This window comes from Reichenbachiella sp., from assembly GCF_965233835.1.
Taxonomy (GTDB): Bacteria; Bacteroidota; Bacteroidia; order Cytophagales; family Cyclobacteriaceae; genus Reichenbachiella.
In genome coordinates this window covers 3,928,158-3,951,886 of record NZ_OZ247585.1, presented here as the reverse complement: position 1 = coordinate 3,951,886, position 23,729 = coordinate 3,928,158, and the positions used below count along the sequence as shown (strand labels likewise).

The 23,729-nt window shown below is 40.0% G+C and carries 21 protein-coding genes; 11 read left to right on the top strand and 10 right to left on the bottom strand.

Going from position 1 to position 23,729, the window contains the following annotated elements; genetic code table 11:
- Nucleotide 1 precedes the first annotated feature (1 nt).
- The 4 genes from ACO6S2_RS16670 to ACO6S2_RS16655 all read left to right on the top strand — a co-directional run bounded on the left by ACO6S2_RS16670 (nucleotide 2) and on the right by ACO6S2_RS16655 (nucleotide 5,509).
- Nucleotides 2-2,413: an ABC transporter permease gene (locus tag ACO6S2_RS16670; RefSeq protein WP_422362453.1), complete on the top strand. Its 2,412-nt coding sequence runs from the start codon at nucleotides 2-4 to the stop codon at nucleotides 2,411-2,413.
- Between the two features lie 91 nt (nucleotides 2,414-2,504).
- Nucleotides 2,505-3,257: a sulfite exporter TauE/SafE family protein gene (locus ACO6S2_RS16665; RefSeq protein WP_422359692.1), complete on the top strand. Its 753-nt coding sequence runs from the start codon at nucleotides 2,505-2,507 to the stop codon at nucleotides 3,255-3,257.
- 72 nt (nucleotides 3,258-3,329) lie between these two features.
- A complete protein-coding gene (locus ACO6S2_RS16660) occupies nucleotides 3,330-4,841 on the top strand; it encodes a M28 family peptidase (RefSeq protein ID WP_422359691.1) in 1,512 nt (503 codons plus the stop codon).
- Between the two features lie 119 nt (nucleotides 4,842-4,960).
- Entirely contained in the window at nucleotides 4,961-5,509 is a 549-nt protein-coding gene (locus ACO6S2_RS16655; protein ID WP_422359690.1) for a hypothetical protein, read from the top strand.
- Between the two features lie 13 nt (nucleotides 5,510-5,522).
- Here the strand turns inward: ACO6S2_RS16655 and ACO6S2_RS16650 are convergent, their stop codons facing one another.
- Nucleotides 5,523-7,871: a family 20 glycosylhydrolase gene (locus ACO6S2_RS16650; protein WP_422359689.1), complete on the bottom strand. Its 2,349-nt coding sequence runs from the start codon at nucleotides 7,869-7,871 to the stop codon at nucleotides 5,523-5,525.
- A 262-nt stretch (nucleotides 7,872-8,133) separates the two neighbouring features.
- Nucleotides 8,134-11,682: a chromosome segregation protein SMC gene (gene smc, locus ACO6S2_RS16645; protein ID WP_422359688.1), complete on the bottom strand. Its 3,549-nt coding sequence runs from the start codon at nucleotides 11,680-11,682 to the stop codon at nucleotides 8,134-8,136.
- 148 nt (nucleotides 11,683-11,830) lie between these two features.
- On the opposite strand from smc, the gene ACO6S2_RS16640 reads away from it, so the two are divergent.
- Nucleotides 11,831-12,325: a hypothetical protein gene (locus ACO6S2_RS16640; protein WP_422359687.1), complete on the top strand. Its 495-nt coding sequence runs from the start codon at nucleotides 11,831-11,833 to the stop codon at nucleotides 12,323-12,325.
- On the opposite strand, the gene nadE is transcribed toward ACO6S2_RS16640, so the two are convergent.
- The 4 genes from nadE to ACO6S2_RS16620 form a co-directional block, all read right to left on the bottom strand.
- Entirely contained in the window at nucleotides 12,322-14,184 is a 1,863-nt protein-coding gene (gene nadE / locus ACO6S2_RS16635; protein ID WP_422359686.1) for an NAD(+) synthase, read from the bottom strand. The two genes, ACO6S2_RS16640 and nadE, sit on opposite strands and share 4 nt — an antisense overlap.
- 18 nt (nucleotides 14,185-14,202) lie before the next feature.
- Nucleotides 14,203-14,877, bottom strand: a complete 675-nt coding sequence (rnc, locus tag ACO6S2_RS16630) for a ribonuclease III (protein ID WP_422359685.1) — start codon at nucleotides 14,875-14,877, stop codon at nucleotides 14,203-14,205.
- Nucleotides 14,878-14,943: 66 nt separating this feature from the next.
- Nucleotides 14,944-16,197 carry a beta-ketoacyl-ACP synthase II gene (gene fabF / locus ACO6S2_RS16625; protein WP_422359684.1) on the bottom strand — a complete coding sequence of 418 codons (1,254 nt, stop codon included), beginning with the start codon at nucleotides 16,195-16,197 and terminating at the stop codon, nucleotides 14,944-14,946.
- 32 nt (nucleotides 16,198-16,229) lie between these two features.
- Nucleotides 16,230-16,466, bottom strand: coding sequence for an acyl carrier protein (locus tag ACO6S2_RS16620; RefSeq protein ID WP_084373960.1), 237 nt, complete (start codon nucleotides 16,464-16,466; stop codon nucleotides 16,230-16,232).
- 315 nt (nucleotides 16,467-16,781) lie between these two features.
- Between ACO6S2_RS16620 and infC the strand changes: the two genes are divergently transcribed.
- From infC to ACO6S2_RS16590, 6 genes are all read left to right on the top strand, one after another.
- Nucleotides 16,782-17,342, top strand: a complete 561-nt coding sequence (gene infC / locus ACO6S2_RS16615; RefSeq protein ID WP_420583440.1) for a translation initiation factor IF-3 — start codon at nucleotides 16,782-16,784, stop codon at nucleotides 17,340-17,342.
- Nucleotides 17,343-17,362: 20 nt separating this feature from the next.
- Nucleotides 17,363-17,557 (top strand): 50S ribosomal protein L35, encoded by a 195-nt coding sequence (rpmI, locus tag ACO6S2_RS16610; protein WP_420583406.1) that lies wholly within the window; start codon nucleotides 17,363-17,365, stop codon nucleotides 17,555-17,557.
- A gap of 100 nt (nucleotides 17,558-17,657) precedes the next feature.
- A complete protein-coding gene (gene rplT, locus ACO6S2_RS16605; protein ID WP_422359683.1) occupies nucleotides 17,658-18,002 on the top strand; it encodes a 50S ribosomal protein L20 in 345 nt (114 codons plus the stop codon).
- A gap of 129 nt (nucleotides 18,003-18,131) precedes the next feature.
- Entirely contained in the window at nucleotides 18,132-18,767 is a 636-nt protein-coding gene (locus tag ACO6S2_RS16600; protein ID WP_422359682.1) for a DUF998 domain-containing protein, read from the top strand.
- A gap of 4 nt (nucleotides 18,768-18,771) precedes the next feature.
- Complete coding sequence (locus ACO6S2_RS16595) at nucleotides 18,772-19,416, top strand: hypothetical protein (RefSeq protein WP_422359681.1); 645 nt, start codon at nucleotides 18,772-18,774, stop codon at nucleotides 19,414-19,416.
- A gap of 8 nt (nucleotides 19,417-19,424) precedes the next feature.
- Nucleotides 19,425-20,582: a phospholipase effector Tle1 domain-containing protein gene (locus tag ACO6S2_RS16590; RefSeq protein ID WP_422359680.1), complete on the top strand. Its 1,158-nt coding sequence runs from the start codon at nucleotides 19,425-19,427 to the stop codon at nucleotides 20,580-20,582.
- 3 nt (nucleotides 20,583-20,585) lie between these two features.
- On the opposite strand, the gene ACO6S2_RS16585 is transcribed toward ACO6S2_RS16590, so the two are convergent.
- The 4 genes from ACO6S2_RS16585 to ACO6S2_RS16570 all read right to left on the bottom strand — a co-directional run bounded on the left by ACO6S2_RS16585 (nucleotide 20,586) and on the right by ACO6S2_RS16570 (nucleotide 23,636).
- A complete protein-coding gene (locus ACO6S2_RS16585) occupies nucleotides 20,586-21,101 on the bottom strand; it encodes a DUF350 domain-containing protein (RefSeq protein WP_422359679.1) in 516 nt (171 codons plus the stop codon).
- Complete coding sequence (locus ACO6S2_RS16580; protein ID WP_422359678.1) at nucleotides 21,091-21,888, bottom strand: hypothetical protein; 798 nt, start codon at nucleotides 21,886-21,888, stop codon at nucleotides 21,091-21,093. Before ACO6S2_RS16580 ends, ACO6S2_RS16585 begins: the two co-directional genes overlap by 11 nt.
- Nucleotides 21,889-22,018: 130 nt before the next feature.
- Nucleotides 22,019-23,269: a M56 family metallopeptidase gene (locus ACO6S2_RS16575; protein ID WP_422359677.1), complete on the bottom strand. Its 1,251-nt coding sequence runs from the start codon at nucleotides 23,267-23,269 to the stop codon at nucleotides 22,019-22,021.
- The gene (locus tag ACO6S2_RS16570; protein WP_422359676.1) at nucleotides 23,259-23,636 is read right to left on the bottom strand and encodes a BlaI/MecI/CopY family transcriptional regulator; all 378 of its coding nucleotides are present in this window, start codon (nucleotides 23,634-23,636) and stop codon (nucleotides 23,259-23,261) included. The genes ACO6S2_RS16575 and ACO6S2_RS16570 overlap by 11 nt, the downstream gene beginning before the upstream one ends.
- Between the last annotated feature and the right edge of the window lie 93 nt (nucleotides 23,637-23,729).

Here is a 23,729-nt window from a genome sequence, read left to right as displayed (position 1 = left end):
TATGTTCAAGTACAACTTTCTGATTGCTTTTCGCAATCTGAAAAAGCAGCGATTCTATTCTGTGATCAATGTTTCAGGGCTGGCCATTGCCATAGCATGTTGTCTGATTATTGGAATTTTTGTCAAAGATGAGCTCAACTATGATAAGCACTTCGACGACCATGAAAACATTTACCGGATTTCGTCCCATGTGCTATTCAATGGCAACGAATTTCGAATGGCGCAGTCACCTGCCCCTATGAAAGATGCTTTAAAAGCTGATGTGCCGGAAATCATCGAGTCGGGCAGGTTTAGAACCAATGTTCCAGTGCTCTTGCAAAAAGGAGATTACTTTATCAAACAGGAAAATGTTGCTTTTGCAGATGCTTCTATTCTCAACATCTTTAAGCTTCGATTTATCCATGGAGGAAGTGAAACCGCACTGGAGAAACCGGAGTCTGTGTTGCTGTCTCGGAGTACAAGTGAAAAATTTTTTGGGTATGAAAACCCAGTAGGGCAATCGGTCAAATCTAGTGATGGTACTTTATACCAGGTAGATGGAGTATATGAAGACTTGCCACATCAAACCCATTTTCATTTCGATGTGCTCTTTTCTATGGAGGGATATGAACATAGCAAAAACACTGTTTGGTTGTCAAATAACTACTCTAATTATTTTATGCTGAAAGATGGTGCGGATTATCAGGAGGTCAATAGGAAATTACCAGAAATTTTGAAGACCTATTTCAGCCCAAGACTACAAGAAATGGCGCAAATATCAATGGAAGAATTCGAGGCATCAGGTAATGTACTTGAATACACCCTGATGCCAATGACAGATATCCATTTGCATTCCAATCTCGGTGCTGAGATAGAGGCGAATGGCAGCATTGATAACATCTATCTTTTTAGTGCAGTTGGGTTGTTCATCTTACTCTTGGCTTGTATCAATTTTATGAATTTGGCTACGGCCAAGTCTGCCGGTAGAGCCAAAGAGGTAGGCATGAGAAAAGTAATGGGTTCTAGGAAAAGATTCTTGATCGCTCAGTTTCTTACAGAATCAACGGTTATCAGTTTGATCTCATTTGTACTAGCCATTGTAATGGTGTATTTGGTATTGCCATACTTTAATGCCTTTACTGGCAAAAATATAGTTGACCCATTGTTTGGTGTACTTAATCTTTGGCCTTATGTACTAATTAGTAGTTTGATGATCGGTTTGTTGGCAGGAGTTTACCCAGCCTTTTTCCTTTCGAGATTTCAGCCCATTGCCGTATTGAAAGGCAATTTGAGTACAGGTATGAAAAGCGGAAAACTGAGAAACCTTTTAGTGGTTTTTCAATTCTCTATTTCAATCATTATGATCATGGCTACAGCGGTAGTTTATAAACAATTGCGCTATAGTCAAAATAAACGATTGGGTTATGATACAGAACAGATTATGATTGTTGATAACACGTACACCTTGGAGGAAGGACTAGAAGCATTCAGAAATGAGTTGTTGAATGATTCGGAAATAGAAAATGCAACAGCAAGCTTTTTCCTTCCTACGCGAGGAGGGCGTAGTGACTTCCCATTCAATAGAGAAGAGAATAGTGGAGCAGAGCACGCTATATCTGCACAGGTTTGGCAAGTAGATGATCGTTACATTCCTACCTTGGACATGAAAGTTGTGAGTGGCCGAAACTTTGATGATAGTAGAGCTATTGATACCGCGTCTGTTGTGATCAATCAGTCGATGGCTAAACGGTTAGGGTATGAAGACCCTGTTGGGAAAAAGATCAAACGTGTGTCAGAAGAGAATAAAATAACCATCATTGGTGTGGTCGAAGATTTTTACTTTGATTCCTTTAAGCAGAAAATAATGCCGTTGGTGTTTTTTCTAAACACTGATGCGAACTATTCTATGGCGATTAGATACAAATCGGATGATCCGCTCGGGTTAGTTTCTAAAGTAGAGAGGGTATGGAAAGAACATGCCCCAGGTCAACCTTTTGAATATTCGTTTATGGATCAGGAATACCAAGCTAAACTCGAGGAAGAACGTCGATTGGGTACCATATTTAGCTTCTTTTCTTCTTTGGCGATTGTTATTGCTTGTTTAGGATTGTTTGCCTTGGCGTCTTTTACTGCCGAACAGCGCAAAAAAGAAATAGGTATTCGCAAGGTTTTAGGAGCTACCGTGAGCAATGTGGTGAGAATGTTGTTCTCTTCTTTTTCAAAACTTTTATCTATAGCCATTGTGATATCCGTGCCTTTGGGGTATTACCTGATGGGTAAATGGTTAGAAGGATTTGTTTACCGAACAGATATTGGCGTTGGGTTAATCATTGGCTCATGTGCTCTTGTGTTTCTGATCGCATGGGTAACTGTCGGGGCTCAATCTGTTCAAGCGGCTCGTGCCAACCCTGCAGAAAACCTAAATTCTGAATAATGTTTAAAATAGCTTTCTCAAAGTAAAACTTGAGAAAGCTATTTTCTTTTGGTTGATTTCAAATCCGGTATCTTCGCAGCAAAAAAAGGACTTGATCACACTATTTTCCTACGAACTTACTTACCTCTCTTTTGCTACTTTTTTGCTTGTTGGAGTGCTAATCGGCATGTCGAAAACCGGTGTGCATGGCATGGGAATGATCGCTGTGCCCTTGTTGGCTGCTACTTTTGGAGGGAAGGCTTCGAGTGGCTTGATGCTACCACTTTTGATAATGGCTGACGTGTTCGGAGTAGCATATTATCACCGTCATGCAGAATGGAAACACCTAATCAGGTTGTTTCCATGGGCAGTGATTGGGGTCTTGTTAGGTACGTGGACAGGAAACTATATAGATGATCAGCTCTTTCGGACTATCATGGGGGTGATCATTTTTCTAAGCTTAGGAATAATGATTTGGTTGGAACGCGTCAACAAAGATAAAATACCTGATTATTGGTGGTTTGCTATGCTCCTTGGAGTTGCTGCCGGGTTTACCACTATGGTGGGAAATTTGGCAGGCAGCACAATGGCGCTTTATCTCCTATCTATGCGAATGCCCAAGAATGAGTTTATCGGTACAGCTGCCTGGTTTTTTATGGCCGTCAACTGGTTTAAGGTTCCGTTTCATATTTGGAGCTGGCAAACCATTGATTTGAATTCTGCACTTTTGGATTTAACAGCACTACCCATGATTGCAATAGGAGCCTATTTAGGGATTTATGTAATCAAGAAAATTTCCGATCAGGGTTTTAGATGGTTTGTCATGTTCATGACTGCACTTGCTGCCGTATTCATGATGTTTTGACCATTGGTATAAAAATGTGAACGGGCGTCACACCATTTCTTATCTTCGCATAACTATTAAACATCGACTTTTATGAGAAAGATATTTTTGGGTTTACTAACCTTAGCAGCACTGAATATTCAGGCTCAAAAATCCGAATTGGCGGTAAAATATGCCAACACTATTACCGAAGAAGACCTGATGGATCAACTAAGTATCCTGGCTTCAGATGCATTAGAAGGAAGGGAAACAGGAGAGAGAGGCCAACGAATGGCAGCAGCACTTCTTAGTGATCATTTTCAAAGTTTAGGACTGAAAGCTCCCGTAAATCAAGGGGATCAAATGAGTTATTACCAAAATGTGCCTTTGGTTTCTTCAAAGACTAAAAATGCCTATATGAAAATTGGGAAAACGAAATATGAAAATTTCGACAAGAATGTATTCGTAGGTACAGGGGTGACTTCTGGTGAAATGACAGAAGAAGTGATTTTTGTGGGCAATGGTGCAGCTGAAAGGTATGAATCACTTGATGTCAAAGGGAAATTCGTATTGATGATCGGAGACAATAACTACAGAGCCACTTTAAAAGCTAGTAAAATTGCTGCAGCTAACGGAGCCAAAGCGTTGATTGCTGTGAGAACCGCAACAGATGAAATACTAGATCAGCTATTGACATCTTACCGTGGATACCTTGAAGCCGGTCGTATGACGGTAGATACTGGTATTGAAGAAGGCGATTTTTTGGGGATGTACTTTTTAGCCCCTAGCTTACTCAAGGATGTGCTGGGCAAACCTTATGATAAATTGAGTGCGATTGCTTTTTCAGAAGATAACGCCGGCTTTAACAAAATTAAAAAAGGTAAGTTGACAGTTTCTATTGAGAAGGAAGTCAAAAAAATTAGCTCTGAAAACGTGATGGGCTATTTGGAAGGTTCTGATTTGAAAGATGAATTGGTGGTAATTACCTCACATTATGATCATTTAGGAAGGAGAGGTGATAAAATATTCAACGGGGCAGATGATGACGGTTCAGGTACTGCTGGCGTTATGGAAATGGCAGAGGCGTTTGCTATGGCTAAGGCTGATGGTAACGGACCGCGAAGAAGCATGTTGTTCTTAGCTTTTACCGGCGAGGAAAAAGGCCTTTTGGGTTCTGAATATTATGCTGACAATCCTGTGTTTCCTCTAGCCAATACAGTAACAAACCTAAACATGGATATGATCGGAAGAAATGATGATGAAAACTATAATGGCAAGGATTATGTCTGCTTGGTAGGTTCGGATAAACTTTCTACCGAACTACATGAGATCAGTGAAAAAGCCAATGCTACATATACTAACTTGGAGCTTAACTATGTGTACAACGATGAGAATCACCCAGAGCAAATCTATTACAGGTCTGACCACTGGAACTTTGCTAAAAACGGCATTCCAGTAATATTCTATACCACGGGATCTCACGATGATTATCATAAAGAAACGGATACAGTTGAGAAAATAGAGAGAGACGTGTACTTAAAAAGAACGCGTTTGGTATTCTATACCGCTTGGGAACTAGTAAATAGAGATAGCAGGCCAGCACTAGACGAAAAGGCAAACAATTAAGAAAATTGCACCTGAGGAAAAGCCGATAGAATTCTATCGGCTTTTTTTATGTCTTTTTTCTGCTATTAGAAGATAAAGGAATGATTAGATTAGCGGGATCCAACTAAAAGATGAATTCAATGAAAAATTTACTAGCAACCATACTGATTTTTAGTGCAAGTAGCAGTTTTGCTCAAGTGGGCGATATTTTTCCTGATATGGAAGGGGAGAGCTTGAGATATGATACGGTCAATATTCCCTCAGACTTGAATGGAAAATACAGTTTGATTGCTCTGGCATTCTCCAAAAAGTCAGAAAAAGATCTAGGTTCTTGGTTCAATCCGTTGTACAATCAATTCTTGACAGAACCTGACCCGAATGCCTTTTTTAGTTTTGAATACGATCTCAATATGTACATTATTCCGATGTTCACTGGTGCCAAAAGAGCCGCATACAAAAGTACTATGAAGAAAGTACAGGAGACCGTGGCCCCTGAACTTCAACATCTTGTACTTTTTTATAAAGGAACACTCAAGCAGTATAAAAAGGCACTCAATTTCGACGGTAATGATGTGCCCTACTTTTATGTTCTCGATCCAGAAGGAAAGATTATATACAATACTTCAGGTAAATACACCAGAAACAAAATGCAAGAGGTAATTGATGCACTTGAGCCTGCAGCCAAATAGGTGCAGGCTATTCCTAGTTGCTAGTCAGTAATTCTGCATTCCCATTAGTGAAAGTCATATCTGCCGTGATCGGCTTAAACTGTTCATGAGTAGATTTTCTTATCTGTACTTCTACTGTGTTCCAGTCGGAAGCCCATCCTCGGTATACATTATTCAGATAGATTACTTTCAACTTGTGTAGTCCTTTGGCTAAGGCTTTGGACCCGTCGTTTTGTGAGAAGCGTTTCACAAAGCCGTCGTTGTTGATGACTAATTCATTGTCCACCCAAACTTGATCCTGATTACTTGCAAAGAAGTAAACACCGTCTTCTGGTATATCAATGTATCCCTCGATAATTTCAGCTCTGAATCTATCTTCATCGATAATAAATCCCCAATACAAGGTAGTGTTTACTTGAGCCAGAGAGTCTAGTGGTTTTTCCTTCCACTCATCAATTCCTTCCAAGTCACTTGTGCTAAGAAATTTGCCATAAGCGGTCTTTGCAACTAACCCTTGTTTGATGGCTTTGGTTTCCACAGCCGGAGACAGCTCTTGTTTTTCGATTGTTATAGTTCTGATTCGACTCATTTTACCTTGTGGTAGTACGGAGGCAATTTTGAGTGTAGCATCAGTATCGAACACCAAAGGTTCCTGGTAAGTCTTAGATGCCAGATTTGGCTTACTGCCATCAGTGGTGTAAACCATTCTGTCTACCGGTCGAGGTGTGTTGAATTCTAAAACAGCACTATCTATAAATGCTATTTGGGAGGTAGGCCCTTCTGGCATTGGAACGTAATAGTCCATGTCATGGCCGTCCAATCGTACCATTTGGTTATTGAGTCGTTGCTCAAAATCTTTGTAGTCCTTTTTGTTCTTAGCTGTCCAGGTCAATTCCGCCAAAGCTAAGGCTCTTGGGTACATTCTGTATTCTGAAAGCTCTTCTTGATAGATGTATTCCGACCACAAGGTGGTTTGAGCACCCAATACATGGTGAGCTTTAGACGAGTCTATATCAGCTGGGATTGGCTCGTAGTTGTAAACTTTCTTGATAGGGAGTAGGCCGCCTATAGTAACTGGGTCGATTTTATAATCTCCCTCATACTTATCTAGATACATCCATGCCCCTGGAGCCATAATTACGTCATTACCTGCATTGGCTGCAGCTATACCACCTTCTTCACCTCTCCATGACATAACATTCGCAGAATCGGAGATTCCACCTTCAAGGATTTCATCCCAGCCAACCATTTTCTTGTTGTGCTTTTTTAGTACGTTCTCCATTCTGGTCATGAAGTAACTTTGCAATTCATGTTCGTCATGTAAACCTTCTTTTTTGATTCTTTTTTGACATCTAGCACAAGTCTTCCATCGATCCTTAGGTGACTCATCACCACCCATGTGATAGTATTCATAAGGGAATAATGGAATGATCTCTTCTATTACATCTTCTAGGAAAGCAAAAACCTCGTCTTTGCCTGCACAGAACACATCCGTTTCTACACCCCATATGATTCTGGGAGTATAAGAGCCTTCGTTACATGAGAGTTCTGGGTATGCTGATAGGGCAGCTAGCGCATGACCAGGCATTTCTATTTCTGGAATTACGTCGATATATCTTTCAGCAGCATAAGCCACTACTTCTTTAATTTCTTCTTGAGTGTAGAATCCAGCGTGAGTAGAACCGTCAGCTTCGGTTCTTGTACCGCCCACCGTAGTTAGCTTTGGGTATTTTTTGATTTCAATCCTCCAACCTTGATCCTCAGTAAGGTGCCAGTGAAACTTGTTGATTTTGAAAACAGAAAGCATGTCTATATGCTTCTTTATCTCTTCTAACGAAATAAAGTGACGACAAACATCCATATGAAATCCACGCCAGGAGAACCGAGGTTCATCTCTTATTTCTACGGTTGGAACTGTCCAGTTTACATTGTTAACCAGCGACTGAGATTCCACCTCTGCGGGTAACAGTTGCATCAATGTACTTAAGCCATAGAAAATCCCTTTTGGAGAGGTGGCTTTTATTGAGACCCCTTTGTTTGTTGAATTAAGCGTATAACCTTCTTCATTCAGGTCGAGGTTAGTATCTAGTGCGAGAAGAATAAAGTTGTCCTCTTTTATATTGTTTTGAGACTTAAGGTTGAGTCCCGTAGACTTTTTAAGTTTTGACGAAAAGAAGTCAGCTACTTGCTTGAGTTGGACATCCTCTCCTGTTACAAAGGTGGTCGTTTTATTTAAGGTAAATGAACCCTCTTTCGTAGTAAGCTCAAGTGGTTTTGGTGTAATGTTTATACCCTCATTGTACGAAGCAGGCGTGTATTTTTCCTGGCAACTGACTATAGCAAAGGCTAATAAACTAAGGGTTAAATAGTAACGAATCTTCATCTTTTGTCTATTCACGTATTTTAAATGTTCTTATAAGACTAAAGACAAAAAGCAGTTTGCTGAATTTATTTAGCTGAATGGAGGGTGATAAGAGCTAAGCAGAAGTGTTTTTCGCTGATTTTTGTATTGTCGAATGGAATTCATCAACACATTAAACTCTAAAGGGGCACAGATCAAATGTTTAGCGCAGCCTACAATGATTCTTGTAAAGCTCTCAAAAATGGATGAATTAGAAGGAAGGGTTGAGTTCTTACAAAGAAATTTAGGCCAATTCCTTCAAGTCTACCGGTACCACTCGAGATACGCCTTGTTCAACCATAGTCACTCCGTAAATTACATCAGTAGAAACCATCGTTCGTTTGTTGTGCGTCACGATGATGAACTGAGATTCACTTGAGAATTCTCGAATGATGTTATTAAACTTATCAATATTGGCATCATCGAGTGGTGCATCCACCTCATCGAAAATACAGAATGGTGCAGGCTTGATCAAATAGATGGCAAATAGCAATGCCGTAGCCGTAAGGGTTTTTTCACCACCAGAAAGCTGGTTGATACTCAACGGCCTTTTGCCTTTTGGCTTTGCCATGATCTCTATGGTAGACTCCAACGGGTCATCTGGATTAGATAATCTCAAATCACATTGATCTTCTTCGGTAAATAAAGATCGGAATACGCGGATGAAGTTAGATTTGATGTTCTCAAAGGCTTCCACAAAAGTCTCCTTCGCTACAGCATCGATTTCACTAATAGTTTCCATGAGTGATTCTTTCGCCTTGAGCAGATCTTCCTTCTGAGTGATGATGAAATCGTGTCGTTCTTTGATTTCTTCATAAGCTTCCATAGCCATGGGGTTGATAGGTCCCATGGTGTCCATCCGACTTTTCATTTTTTCTACATGAGCCCGAAGCTCTGTTTCACTCATATCTTTAAGTTCAGCAGTCTTTTCTTCATCTTCATTGCCATCGATCAACAGCTGATCAATATCAATACTGAATTCGACGGACAGTCGTTCTTTGACACTTGAAAGTTGTAGACGAGTTTCGTTCAGCTCGTTCTGGACTTCCATGATATTCATATCAGTCTGCTCGCGTTCGCGTTGCACTTCTCGTGCTTCTTTTTCTACAGTTTCGATTAACTCCCTTTCGGCATAGTAGTCTTTCTCGGCTTCAGTTACTGCTGTTTCAATGGAATCCTTCTCCTCATACATTTCGATGAGTTGATCATCATTGGAATCCGATTTTTCTACAAGCTGTCGGATTTCTTCATCTGTCTGTTTCAGCTCTGATTGGTTTTTCTCGATTCGATCTTTGGCTGAATCGAGATTGGCTTCTTTGTGAGCTATCTCCTGAGCTACGCTCGCTACTTTATTTTGCTGCTGATGGTAAAGGATATTTTCTTGATTGAAGGCGGCTGATTTTTCATTGAGCAGTTCATTGTACGAAATTAGTTCTTCTTTAAAGCTTGTATTCTTTAGCTCTAGTTCATCTAAAAGCTTTTGTTCCGTCTCCTTTTTAGGAGTGAGTGCTGTGATTTCTTCATTGAGCGCATTGATATTCTCTAGAATATCTTCACTCTTATTGGTGTTTTCAGTAAGAAGGTTTGAGAATTGTTCTTGTTTGGTGGCAAATGATACATGCTCTTCTTTGATTTGAGCCAATTCGACTTGTACATGTTCTAGTTGCTCCTCGTAGTTATTCTCTTTCAGACGGTTAAGGTCAGCTACTTTTTCTTCCAGATTTGATTTTACTTCATTGAGTTTTGAAGTCAGTTTCTTGATCGAAGAAGATAGTTTTTCAAGATTCTTAGCTCTACCGATTCTTTTTCCTTCGAATAGCCCGACTGAACCACCCGAAATGCTAAACTGTCTGTCTATTACTTTACCATTTTTGGTTATCAACACAGTGTTTCGATGATCTGTTCCTTCAGGGTTTTCAAAACTACTGATGTACACATTATCTAATATATAGCTAATCAGCTTTTTGTACTTTGGATCGTATTCGACTACTTCTGTTGCAGCAACTGCATTTTCTATGAAGTCCGTTTGAGTTGGTTTGAATTTTTCAAAACGATCTAAAATGAAGAAATGAGCTTTGCCTTTAGAGGCATCACTTAGAATGTTAATGGCTTTGAATGCCTCTGCTTCAGTGTCCACAATGTAGTAGTTCATGTACGACTCGAGGTAGTTTTCTACAGTCACACGATACTCTTCCGGACAAGTGAGGATGTCAGACAGGAGTGGGGCATTCTTACTCCAACTGGTTTCTTTCTTAAGGAATTTAATAGCTTCAGGGAAACCTTCTAGATTGTCTACCAGAGACTTTGTCAGGTTGTATTCATTTTGAGAGGCATCTAATTTTCTGTTGACCTGAGTCATCTCTTCACGTATGACTTCTATTGTTTTTTCTGAATGAGCGATGCGGTTTTTCAGTTCTTCATCTTTGGATTTCAGGTAGTCGTATTGCTCCTGCTTTTCCTTTTTCTCCAGCTCAATTTCCGCAATTCGCTTTTCGAAATTTTGAAGGTTCTCTGTTTTAGTAGAAGTGTCTGTAGCTGCTTTTTCAAGTTCTTGTTTGAGTGCGCTTACTTGAATCGACTTGATTTCAAGCGATTTGATTAATTGATAAACTTCTTCTTTTTTATTGATGAAGTTTTGATTGAGTTCTTCTCCTTGGTTCTTAAGTTCTTCGTTTTTTTCTTTTTCTCCTTCGAAGTCTTGTTTAAGGGATTCAAGCTTGTGAAAAATCTCACTGAGAATTTTTTCAGAAGTGATTTTTTCTTTGCTCAAACTGGAAATAGAAAATGAAGCGCGTTCGCTACTCTTTCTATCCTGTTCTATTATTTCTTTGAGGTTGTCACTTCGATCATTTAGGAAGCGCTGACGTTCATTTTTGATCTTCTTTTCACTCTCGTATTGTCTGATCTTATTGACATGCTCATTGAGTGTTTTCTGCCGGGTAGCGAGTGTTTTTTCTTTACTTACCAGATCAGCTTTAGACTTTTCCGTTTGCGCCTCTTTCTCCGCTAATTGTTTGTTGAGGCTGATTTTCTTGTCATTATTTTCTTCTGTGGCCTTTTTTAAGTTCTCCAGCTTTTCTTTTTGTTGCTGAAGAGTAGTTTTAGCCAGTTCAACGCTATAGGTTTTATAATCCTCTTTGATTTGATAATACCTCTTGGCCTGTTTGGCTTGTCGTTCGAGAGACTTTAGGTTTTTTTCAATTTCAAATAGCAAGTCTTCTACACGATCCAAGTCGGCATCAGTATCATTCAGTTTTCTAAGTGTCTCTTTTTTACGGATTTTAAACTTGGAAATCCCAGCCGCTTCTTCGAACAAGCCTCTTCGAGAATTGTCCTTATCGTTCAGGATATTGTCAACCATGCCCAATTCGATAATGGCATAACTATTAGAGGCAATACCTGTGTCAAGAAACAAACTAGTGATGTCTTTCAGTCGACAGGTGACGCCATTTAGTTGGTATTCACTTTCACCTGATCGGTAATAACGTCTGGTAATGGTTACGTTAGAGTATTCGGTAGGAAGGAGGTTTTTGGTGTTTTTGAAGGATAGTGATACTTCTGCAAGTTGGGTCGGTTTACGATTCTTTGTCCCATTGAAGATGATGTTGTCCATCTTTTCAGAGCGTAAGGACTTCACCTTTTGCTCCCCTAGAACCCAACGGATGGAATCTACCACATTAGACTTTCCGCAGCCATTTGGCCCCACAATTCCCGTAATGCCTTCATCAAAATTGATGACCACCTTGTCACCAAAACTTTTGAATCCTTTAATCTCTAACTTGGTCAGTTGCATGCAGTATACACTTTTTTCAGAACCAACAAATTTAGAATTATTTCCGAAAGGTCAATCGAGCCCAATATCAAACTTATTAACAATTAAACCACATTTTCAACAGGATGAATATGGTCTGCAATCAATGAAATTTAATTACATTTGACACATGGATGATTCAATATTGTACTACTTGGTTTTAGGCGCTATTTACGTTTTGTCAAAACTATTTGGTAAGAAGAAAAATCGAGACATTCCGGCTGAAGTAGATCAATACGAGGAATTGGACACTCCGAAGCCGACCAAAAAACCTGCACCTACTTTTGAAGATATATTGAAAGAACTAACGGGAGAGCAAACTCCTGCTTTTACAAAAGATGAAAAAGAAAAACCATTGCAGCCGGCACCGGAGCCAGTGTTAGCTACAGAGCTTGTAGATTATCAAAAGAAAAATGTTGAAGCATTGGACGAAGATGATCTTATCGATATTGTACCTCACAAACCATTGGAAAGAAAGAAACCGGAATTTCAAAGAGATATTCATTTTGCAGTAGAAGAGGAGGAGGAAGACAGCATGGCGGGTGATATTGAAGAAATGCTTTCTGATTACGACGGGGTACGAAGAGCCATCTTACTAAAAGAAGTATTAGATAGAAAATACTAAACTTCATCAAGAGCTTTTAGCTCTTCTACGAAACTTCCTGAAAGGATAGGGAATCTACACCAAGTCTTAGGATCTACATTAAAATCATCCAGATGAAAGGATGGAGCCAGTCGTTCACGTTTCCACTGATTGGTTGACCACAGTTTGTAGAACTTTCTAATGTAATTCTTGAGTAATTCCGAATCAATATCTATTTCTTGAATCAGCATCTGATAAACTTCCAATGGTGATTTCCTTTGGAATATCCCTAGTCTTTCAATTTGAACCATAATGGGGTAAGGCATCAAATCATCCTCATCAGTTTGGGTAAACTCTTTTGGGCGTAGTTCGGCAGTAGGTGTTAGACTATTCACATGGGATAGCTCAGAATAACCCAATTCTTTTTCTGCATACTTTAGCCATTGAAGCAAGAAGGGCTTGTCTACGCCAGCGATAGGAGCCAAGCTTCCGCTGGTGTCTCCATCCATAGTGGTATAGCCTACATCGCCTTCACTACGATTGGAAGTAGTAAGTAGAATGGTGCCTGTAATATTGGCAATCATCCAGATTAAAGGAGATCGTGTTCGAGCCTGAATGTTTTGCATGGCAATGTCATCCTGCTCCCAGGTAAGTTTTCGTCCTATGGCTTGTTCAATGATCTCATGATTGGTATGCACTACATCATCTACTTCCCATTGTTTGAATTGAGCACCTATGGATTCGGCCAAAGATTTTGCGGAATTCAAAGTGTCGTCTGAGGAGTTTTTTGTACCCTGATAAGCTGTGATTAGAATTTTGTTGACCAAATGTTTGATTGCATCCTCTTTTGCAAGGTTTTGAATTGCTTCGAATTCTTGACCGATTGCTTTTGTGAATGACTCAATACCCAATTCTTTCACGCCATTTCGAACCAACTCTGCCACCAAAACAGCAATAGATGATGAATCGGCACCACCGCTTAGTGATAAGGAATAGCCTTTCGCCCGGCTCTTTCTGAGATAATCGAAGAGACCTAAAGATGCTGCTTTAGCAAAATCTCTGTTATTATCGATGTCATCCACATGGTCGGTTTGGTCATACTTTTTGTTTTTGACGTCAATGTCAAAGGTCATTATTTGATAAGGAAGGAAGGAGAATCTTTTATTGGTAGCAAGCAACTGGCCGTGACTGGCCAAAATGATATCTCCATCGTAAATGACTCTGCCAGATTCATTGCCCAGTTGGTTGACATACAAGTAGTGACATTCAAAATTGAGACTGCTCGATACAATCAGGTTTTCTCGGGTTTTATGTTTGCCGAAGGCAAAATGACTAGCGCTTGGATTCAAAATTAAGTCTACTCCTTTTTCATAAAGTCTGCAGGCCGGTCTTGATTCGTTCCATGCGTCTTCACAAATTTCAAAACCCACATGAATACCATCAACATGAAAAGTCAAATCTCCAATGGGGTAATTTCCTCCGGCAATGGTTAGTGTTTCTTCTACACCACTTGGCCAGGGAGAAAACCATCTGGGTTCATAGTGGATGCCTTCATTGGCTAAAATTTGCTTGGCATAAAATCCCAAGATTTCCCCATTTTGAATGAGACATGTAGTGTTGTATGTTTTTCGATTATGTAGGATGGGAAGACCGACGGCTACCGCTATGTTTTGACAAAGTGGAACAATGGTTAGCAATTGTTTGATAGCCTCTTCAATGAGCCACTCGCTAAGAAAGAGATCTTGGCAACCATAGGCGGTGATACTTAGTTCAGGCAGGCATAATATTTTCGTGTCTTTTTCCTGAGCCTCCTGGATCGCATTTTTAATGTTAGTGACATTGTTGTCCCAGTCGATCGGAGTTTGGTTGAGGCAGGCACCTGCAATTCGGATTTGGCTCATGAGTCGATTTCGAAAGTTCTATTCAATTTTGAGTACCTGGCAAGATTTTTCTGCAGCGTTTTGTTCGGCTTTTTTCTTGCTCAATCCATGGCCAACACTGATTTCTTTTTTTCCTACAAACACTTTGGCTTCAAATTTCTTAAAATGCTTTTGATTGTCTTGTTCTTCTACTTCAAAACGAAGGTCTTTGTTTTCTTTTTGTGACCACTCTATAATTTTGCTTTTGAAGTTGGTGTTGTTGTTGATGATTTCATCCAAATCAATATGTGGGATGATCAACATTTTGAAAATGAAATTTTTGGTGGCTGCAAAGCCCTTGTCGAGATATACGGCCCCAACCAATGCTTCCAGCGCATCACCATAGATAGATTTGAAAGACTGTCCATTGGCTTTGAGTTGACCGTTGTACTTGATCACATCAGCCAATCCAATCTTTCTGGCTAATTGATTGAGGTGTTCGCGATTCACCATTCTCGAACGGACTTCAGTAAGAAACCCCTCATCTTTAAATGGGTACTTGTTAAAAAGATACTCGGCCACAGCCATGCCCAAAACGGCATCACCCAGATATTCTAAGCGTTCGTTTGATTCTAAAAACCCTTTACGACTTTCTTGCGCCGCAGAACTGTGTCTCATCGCAAGGGCATACAGCTTCAGATTGGACGGATTAAATCCAATGATTCGTTTTAACAAAACGGCAAACTTCCGGTCTTTAGCGTTTCTGAATAACAGCAGCGGCTTTTAAATTAGTTTTACAAATTACCCTTCAAATTTACGGAAAATGATGGAAGTATTGTGACCTCCAAATCCGAAGGTGTTGCTTAGTGCCACCTTTACGTCTCTTTTTTGGGATTTGTTAAACGTGAAATTCAATTTCGGATCGAATGCTTCATCATCGGAGAAATGGTTGATGGTAGGAGGGACTTCTCCATTTTGAATAGCCATCACACATGCCGCCGCTTCAATGGCTCCAGCAGCACCAAGAAGGTGACCAGTCATTGATTTGGTAGATGAAATATTTAAGTCGTAGGCGTGTTCTTTAAATACATTTTGTATCGCCATTGATTCACTCACATCTCCAAGTGGGGTAGAAGTTCCATGTACATTGATATAATCAACATCTTCTGGATTCAAATTGGCATCCTTTAATGCATTAAGCATTACGTTAGTTGCTCCAATTCCCTCTGGGTGTGGGGCAGTCATATGATAGGCATCAGCTGACATACCACTTCCGATCAACTCGGCATAAATTTTTGCGCCACGCGCAACGGCGTGATCATAGTCCTCCAATATTAAAGAAGCAGCACCTTCGCCTAGTACAAATCCATTTCTGTCTTTATCAAATGGCCTTGAGGCTGTTTCTGGAGAGTCATTTCTTTCGGACAATGCTTTCAAAGCATTGAATCCACCGACACCAGATTCGCAAACTGCAGCTTCTGATCCGCCGGTAATAAATACATCTGCCATTCCCAATCGAATGTAGTTGTATGAGTCGATGATGGCATTAGTTCCTGAGGCACAAGCACTCACTGTAGTGAAGTTTGGTCCTCTAAAGCCATACTTGATAGAAATCATACCAGGGGCGATATCAGCAATCATCTTCGGAATGAAGAAGGGGTTGTATCTAGGCGTACCATCTCCTCCAGCGAAGTTCATCACTTCGTCTTGGAAAGTTTTCAGTCCACCAATGCCAGCTCCCCAGATTACTCCAGCTCTGTTGCTGTCTAACTTATCCAGATCAAGTCCGGCGTCTAGAACAGCTTCGTCTGCTACGATATGAGCAAACTGTGTGAAAAGATCCATCTTACGGGCGTCCTTACGATCAAAATGATCGTTTGGGTCGTAATTTTTCACTTCACAAGCAAACTGGGTTTTGAATTTTTCCGCATCGAAACGGGTGATGGGAGCAGCGCCGCTCACACCTTTAGAAAGTCCTTGCCAATACTCTGCGGCGGTATTCCCTATAGGTGTGAGAGCTCCAATGCCGGTAACTACAACTCGCTTTAATTGCATATATGCTAGTTCCCTGTTTAGGTATGATTAAATTACTTTGCGTTCGCTTCTAGGTATTCGATAGCTTGTCCTACAGTACCGATATTCTCAGCTTGATCGTCTGGAATAGAAATATTGAATTCCTTTTCAAATTCCATAATCAATTCGACAGTGTCTAAAGAGTCAGCACCCAAGTCGTTTGTGAAGCTCGCTTCGTTGCTTACTTCAGACTCTTCTACTCCTAACTTGTCGATAATAATTGATTTAACTTTTTGTGCTATATCAGACATTTTATTATTGTTTGGTTTAAAAATCTGTGCAAAGAAAGATATTTAAAGTATTAATGCCAAACTAATTTTAGCAATCTCAAAAAGTGGTAAAAAGGGGGTGAAATTCCGCTGTTTTTGGGGTAAATATTGATTTAAAAAATTGTACTATATAATAAGGTGTATAAGGTCGTACGAGTTATATTTGAAAATATGGTCTTCATAGACGATCATGGGTGTAAATAAATGTGTGAATACAAAGCGTCATTATTGTTTTTATATAAATAATGTCGATATTTGCACCTCGAAAAATTTTGTTAATCTAAAACTTAAGTAAAAATCGCTAAACAAAGATTCCAAAGACGTGGCTTTAGAGGTCGTGTCGAAGAACCCTACAAAGTAAATGATCGAATCACTGCCAGAGAAGTTAGGGTGGTAGGTGAAAATGTAAAGGTCGATGTATATCCGACTTCACAAGCCATTAACATGGCGAAAGATCAGGGGTTGGACTTAGTGGAGATTTCACCTAACGCTGATCCTCCAGTTTGTAAGATTACCGATTATTCTAAGTTTAAGTACGAACAAAAGAAGAAACAAAAGGAGATCAAATCCAAGGCGCATAAAAGCGTGTTGAAGGAGATCAGGTTCGGTCCTAATACTGATGATCATGATTTTAATTTCAAATTAAAGCATGCCATTAAGTTTTTGAAGGAGGGCGCAAAAGTGAAAGCTTATGTGCACTTTGTAGGTCGTACCATTGTGTTCAAGGATAGAGGGGAAATTTTATTATTGAAATTTGCTCAATCTCTTGAAGAACACGCCAAGGTGGAGCAACTTCCAAAATTGGAAGGAAAACGAATGTTTTTGATGCTTTCTCCTAAGGTTCAAAAGAAGAATTAATTTTTTATCAATATATACAAATGCCAAAAGTTAAAACTAAAGCAGGAGCTAAGAAAAGGTTTAAGCTGACAGGATCTGGTAAAATCAAAAGAAAGCACGCTTTCAAAAGCCACATCTTGACTAAGAAAGAAACCAAGCAGAAGCGAAACTTGACTAAAATGGGCTTAGTCCACAAGTCAGATGAAGCTAATGTAAAAGCTATGCTAAACATTTAATCACGTCAAGGACGAGGTTAGGTTCAAATTTTCACCAGAGTATTGGTTCATAAGTATCTGACGGAAGTGAGGTCGCCAATAATCAAAAAAGTTAAAAATTATGCCAAGATCGGTAAACACAGTAGCGAGTAGAGCTCGCAGAAAAAAGGTTCTGAAATTAGCCAAGGGTTATTTCGGAAGAAGAAAGAATGTATGGACGGTTGCTAAAAACGCCGTTGAAAAAGGTCTCACTTACGCATACAGAGACAGAAAAGTTAAGAAAAGAGAATTCAGAAAATTGTGGATTCAGAGAATCAATGCTGGTGCAAGAGAGCACGGTTTGTCTTACTCTCAGTTCATGGGCAAATTGACTGCCTCTGATATTCAATTGAATAGAAAAGTATTGGCTGATTTAGCAATGAATCACCCAGAAGCTTTCAAAGCAGTAGTGGATCAGTTGAAATAAGCTGATTACTCAGTAGATATTGAAGACCCTGGCGATTTCGTCAGGGTTTTTTTGTGCCTTTTCTTTCGTGGTTGTGAGTTATGATTAGTTTTTCTAACTTTCATTATCTACAACCAAACCTAACTAACTATGTCTACTCCTCAAAAGTACATTGATCATACGTATTCCTATCTTGCTTTGCGCAAAACTGTCGGCTGGATAGGTATCTTGTTACCTTTTACACTGCTTATTGGGACGCACCTTTTAGACGGTAATTCTTGGGAGTCTATCAGTCACTATTACTACTCCACCATGGGGCGTGTTTTTATTGGCGCTTTGTGTGCCGTAGCTCTTTTTATGTTTTTCTACACTGGATTTGATTGGAGAGATGACTGGGCAGGTAATTGTGCTGGAATTTTTGCTATTGGGGTGGCGTGGTTTCCTACAACGAAAACTGGAGATATTGATGCCATTGGTTGGGTTCATTATGGCTTTGCCGCTTCATTGTTTCTCACTTTTGCTATTTTCTCTTTGGTGCTGTTCACCAAGACTAAGGATGATGATGATTCAAACAGAACGTCAGAAAAGAAGTCGAGAGATCGTATTTATAAATTTTGTGGATGGGCAATTATTTTTTGTGTTGTTAGCATTCCATTGTTTGGTAAGGTTTGGCCGGCATCGGAGTTCGAATATACCTTCTGGGCTGAAACGGCAGCTTTAATTGCTTTTGGTTTTTCTTGGCTGACAAAGGGTGGGGCTATTCTGGCAGATGGAAACAAATCTTGATACCATGAAAGTAAAACTATTATTCATTTTGTTGGCCATTTCGTCTGCTTGTAGCCAGCAATACTTTGATCAGCCTCAGCCAACGAACGGTCGTAACATATATGCGTTCCCCGAACCTTTTCAGGGCGTTTGGACAGATGGCAAAGACTCATTGATTGTAGCCAAGTATTTTTTCGCCAATATTGAATATAGCGATTTGTCCTTGCCCTATACAAAAAGGGATACTACGGCTTATGCGCTCTTCAAAGAAGGTAAAGTGTACCCTTTTGATTCAATACGACAACAAGTTATTGGGGTGGGGAGGTCATTTGAGATAAGAAATGATTCTATCTATTATGAAATCAGGGAGGTTTTGGAAGTTCAACTTGGGAGAAAAGCCTTCCTTCGGCAGGTTGGAGGTCAGTTTGTTCTCAATGTGAAAGGAGAGAACGGCTGGTGGGAGCTGTTTTTGATGGGAGTGACTGATCAGCAAAAGGTGGTTGTCACCTATCCAAGTATAGACGCTATGATTGAACAAGGCATGAATCCAGTACTGTCAAATGCAGAGGAAGATTACTTTGAAGTTCAATGGAGCGCTAAACAATTTGAACAACTGATTGGGAATAATGTCTTTTCGGATACCCTCTTATTTATCGACCAACAAAACTAAACCTACTCATGCGAAAATCAACCTATACTCAGCGGTATGAAAAAGACCATCATGCGGAAGAAAAAGAGCGTAAACATATAATCCTTTTGGATGGCACCTGGAATGATGAAACTGGTCTGGACGGAAGCGGATTGGTGACCAACATTGTTCAGCTATCCCGGGTATTTATTAATAGACCGGATGAGCAAATTGTTAGATACCACAGGGGTGTGGGAAACGATAATGATAATAAATGGTTGAGCCATAACTGGAAGGGTGCGGATGGCAAGGCGGTGGGTTTGATTGTAGAACGTGCCTACGCGAGACTAGTACAGGATTGGCAGAGTGGCGATAGGATTTATATTTTTGGTTTTAGTAGAGGGGCAGCTGCCGCCCGGCTGTTGGCTGCAAAAATTAACCAAGAGGGAATCCCTAAGCGTGTGGATATAACCTTGAAACCTGTTGAGAACCGCGAGACAAGAGTTGTGGAACAACGAATTCATCGAGTAAAATTTGATAGGAGTAGTAAAAAGGATGTGAAAATTGAATTCCTTGGGGTTTGGGATACAGTGAGTGCTTTGGGGTTGTTTAATAATATCTTGGCCACTTTCAAACTGAGAAAGAAAGATTTATTCACAGACCAGCACATTGCTGCTAATATTCAGCAGGCAGTACATTTGGTGAGCATAGATGAAACTCGCAATTCTTTTCGTCCTTCGCTAATGAACCATAAAGAAGGGGTGACTCACGAAGTTTGGTTTCCCGGGGTTCATTCAGATATTGGTGGAACTTACTTGGAGAAAGAATTGTCCCAGGTCAATCTATATTATATGATTGATAAACTAAGTCAATGGAATGAGCATAGAAAACTCAGGGATTTCCTGATTGATCAAAGTGCATATGCCGAATCAGCCAAATCTGATATAGATCGTGCACATTTTCATTTTCAGGGTCACGGTTTTGGCAAGAGTTTAAGAGAAGTTATCGTTCAAGCGAATGGGATAAAGTCTGAAGATTTGCCACCAAAAATTCATCAACTGTATTACGACATTACATCGCGCAGAAATTCGTATTCGGTAGTGGAAATCAAGAAGTGGTTTAAGCGCAAGTCAAAACGAATTACAAATTTTCAGTACATGCCTTTTAATGTGAAGGTATTGGATGGTAGATATGATATAGTGAATTGACCACTACCTGGGTGGCAATTCTGGATATGGAATAAGGGATTCGATCACCAAAGCCACACCATCCTTAGTCAAAAGGATCAGCGTGATAATAATTGCGCCTGAAATGATAGCTACTCCAATGTTGTTGTTTTTCATTTCTACAAACTCATCAATGGGGGTGAGTTTAGAGTAAATCACAATACCCATAAGGCTGATAGCTAAACCAGCTGAGTAAGCAATTAGGATATAAAGTCCTCCTCTAAACAAAAAGGATAAAAACAGCTGGGTGCTGCTTTCTTCAGCGTTGGATAGTAACCTGAAGGAGGAAACAATAGGTTCAATCGTGCCACTAACCATCAGTCCCATGCCGATGAGTACGCTGGCTATAAAAATGCTATATGCTAAGTTGTTATGACCAATATTGAATTTCTTCTTACCGTACCATTTGAGAATTTTGTAGGTGGTGGAGAGAATAACCAGCCCCATACTGGCAGCGGAGAGAATTTCTATAATGCCTAAAAAGAATACGTTAGAGTTCATGTTTTAAAGCTACGTTCCAATATTTTTTGTTATTCATGCCCGGAGGAATGATGCCGGGTTCCCAGCCAGTAGCGGTGGTCTCCCAAAAGTAATATTTTTCGCCTGCTATAGTAAGGTATTCTCCTGCCGCAGCAATATTTAGTGCCAACATTGAATGCCGGTATTCCTTGCTGATCAAAACCACAGGGTCATAATTGAAATGTCTTAGCAAGGTGTATATCAATACAGTCCTTGAGTCACAATCTCCTTTCAAAGTATACAAGAATTCGACAGGAGAAGTGATGCCGTAGCGTTGGTTGCTATAGCATGGATGGTCGCTATGCTCGCTGGTGCATGGGCCGGAGATGATATATTGATAAGGAATATCTTGGACCATTTTGACGACTGCATGAGCAAAGGCTGAATAGTCTAGCGAATCTGATTTCGACAAGAGGTCGAGAGAATCTATTACTTGCTCCAGATAAACTTGGTCCGACTCAGCTAGTTGTCTATATACTTTTCCCCAAAATTCTGGATAACTGTAAGCCTTGGGATCGGTTAAATTGTTTTTGAATTGGGTAGCTTTTTGATGACTCTGATTGTCTATTTCATAGGAAAGGCAATATTCCGCGTGATATTTTGGATCTTCCCAAGCTCGTTTATGTTGAGTAGATTGAGGTCCTTTTTGGCTAAATTCCTCACAGGTGGTTAGGGATAACTTAGGTGTCTCTTTCCATATTGAAATAATTAGTGATTTATTGATAAACAGTATCACCAGCACCCAGACCAGAAATTTCCATCCTTTCACAGCTTCAATAATAATGCAGCGAAGACTAATTCAAAATAAAAGTGAGATCTTTGATTAAGATTGATGGGAGGAAATGAGAAAGGCCTTGACCTGTCTCCGGTCAAAGCCTTAATTCACTAAACCTTTAGGGTCATCCTAGTTTGAACGTGATGGGCATAATCATTCTTACTTTTACTGGTTTGCCGTCTACCATACCCGGACTCCAGCTAGCAGCAGATTTCATCACTCGTTCAGCCTCGGCATCACATCCGGCACCAATACCTTTGATTGATTTTACTTCCGTGATATCACCGTTTTCATTCACTATAAACTGAATGAACACACGGCCTTCAACTCCCTCTCTTCTAGCTTGATTCGGGTATTGCATGTTTTCAGCTATCCAGGTGTAGAAGGCAGTCATTCCTTCAGCAGGAAGCGGTTGAACTTCTACTAGGTCGTAAACACCATCCATGCCTTCGGCTTCCTGTACTTTCGAGGTTTGAACCTGGGTAATGGCTGCAGCTGCCTCTTGATCATTCATGTCGCTAAGTTGTTCTGCGGCATCTTCACAGCCGAATATTAGGACTAATCCTAGACCTAAGAGGATAGGAGCTATTTGTTTGATTTTCATAATTTGATTGTTTTGTTGATTTATCATTTTAATTCTTTTTAATGTCGATGAGGTATAGAAGGCATGAACCAGTTGATACCCTTGACTTTTGATCGTATGTGAAGCCAAGGTCTGGATGTACTCTTCTTTGTTGGACTGATGGAGTGCTTTGGCATCTGCTAAATACTCATGGTTGATTCGTGCTAGTCTCTTGATGATGTAAACAAAAGGGTTAATCCACAGCAGTGCACCCACTATCTCTAGGAACAGAATATCCAAGGTGTGCCAATCGCGAGCGTGCACTTCTTCGTGAGTTATTATCATATCACGTTCATCAGCATTCAACTGATCTCCAATGAAGATGGTGTCTCCGAAAGTATAGGCTTCGGTACTGCCAGGTATCGCATAGAGCCGGACCTGAGCAGCTCGTTTGGATTGGCTTCTTTTCACCAATAGGGTAGAGGTTCTTACCACCAATAGGATTAAAAAGAATGCTGAGATCGCCCCATAGGCCAAGGGCCAATAACTTACTAAATCAATTTTTCCTGCGTTGCCTAGGGTTTCCATTGTTACGGTATTCAAGAAGATTGTTCCTGCAACCAGATGGGAAGGCACTCCCTCAAAACGAAAAGAGATCAAGGGTAAAATTAATGCCAGGGCCGTGCAGCCTAACAAGTAGAAACGGTTGAAAGTAAACGACTTCTCTTGTTTAAGGGCGATCAAATAGAACAGGCTGAATACACCTAGTGCAAGGCCTGATTCGAGGAAGTAGTTGAGCATACTATTCATCATTGGTAGGTTTTGTGTCTTTTTTAGCTATCTCTATAAGCTCATTCAATTCTTTGACATCCAAGTTGTTTTCCTCAGCAAAAAAGGAAACAAGGTTCTTGAAAGATCCGCCAAAATAGCCATCCATAAAATTTGACAAGTAAAATTTGGAGTAATCCTTTTTAGCAATGATGGGGAAGTATTCATAAGTTTTGCCATAAGCCTTATGTGAAACAAATTCTTTGGTTTCCAATATTCTCACAATAGTTGAAACTGTATTGTAAGCTGGCTTAGGGTCAGGAAGCTTGGCAATGATATCATGTACTACACCACGTTCTATTTGCCATAGTACTTTCATTACTTGCTCTTCTGCTTTAGTTAGTTCTTTCATTGTATTTTAATTTCTTCACAATCTTATAACTATAAAATTAGTTATACAACTAAAATAACAATTATTTAACTAAATAATTGGTTTTCTCGGTTT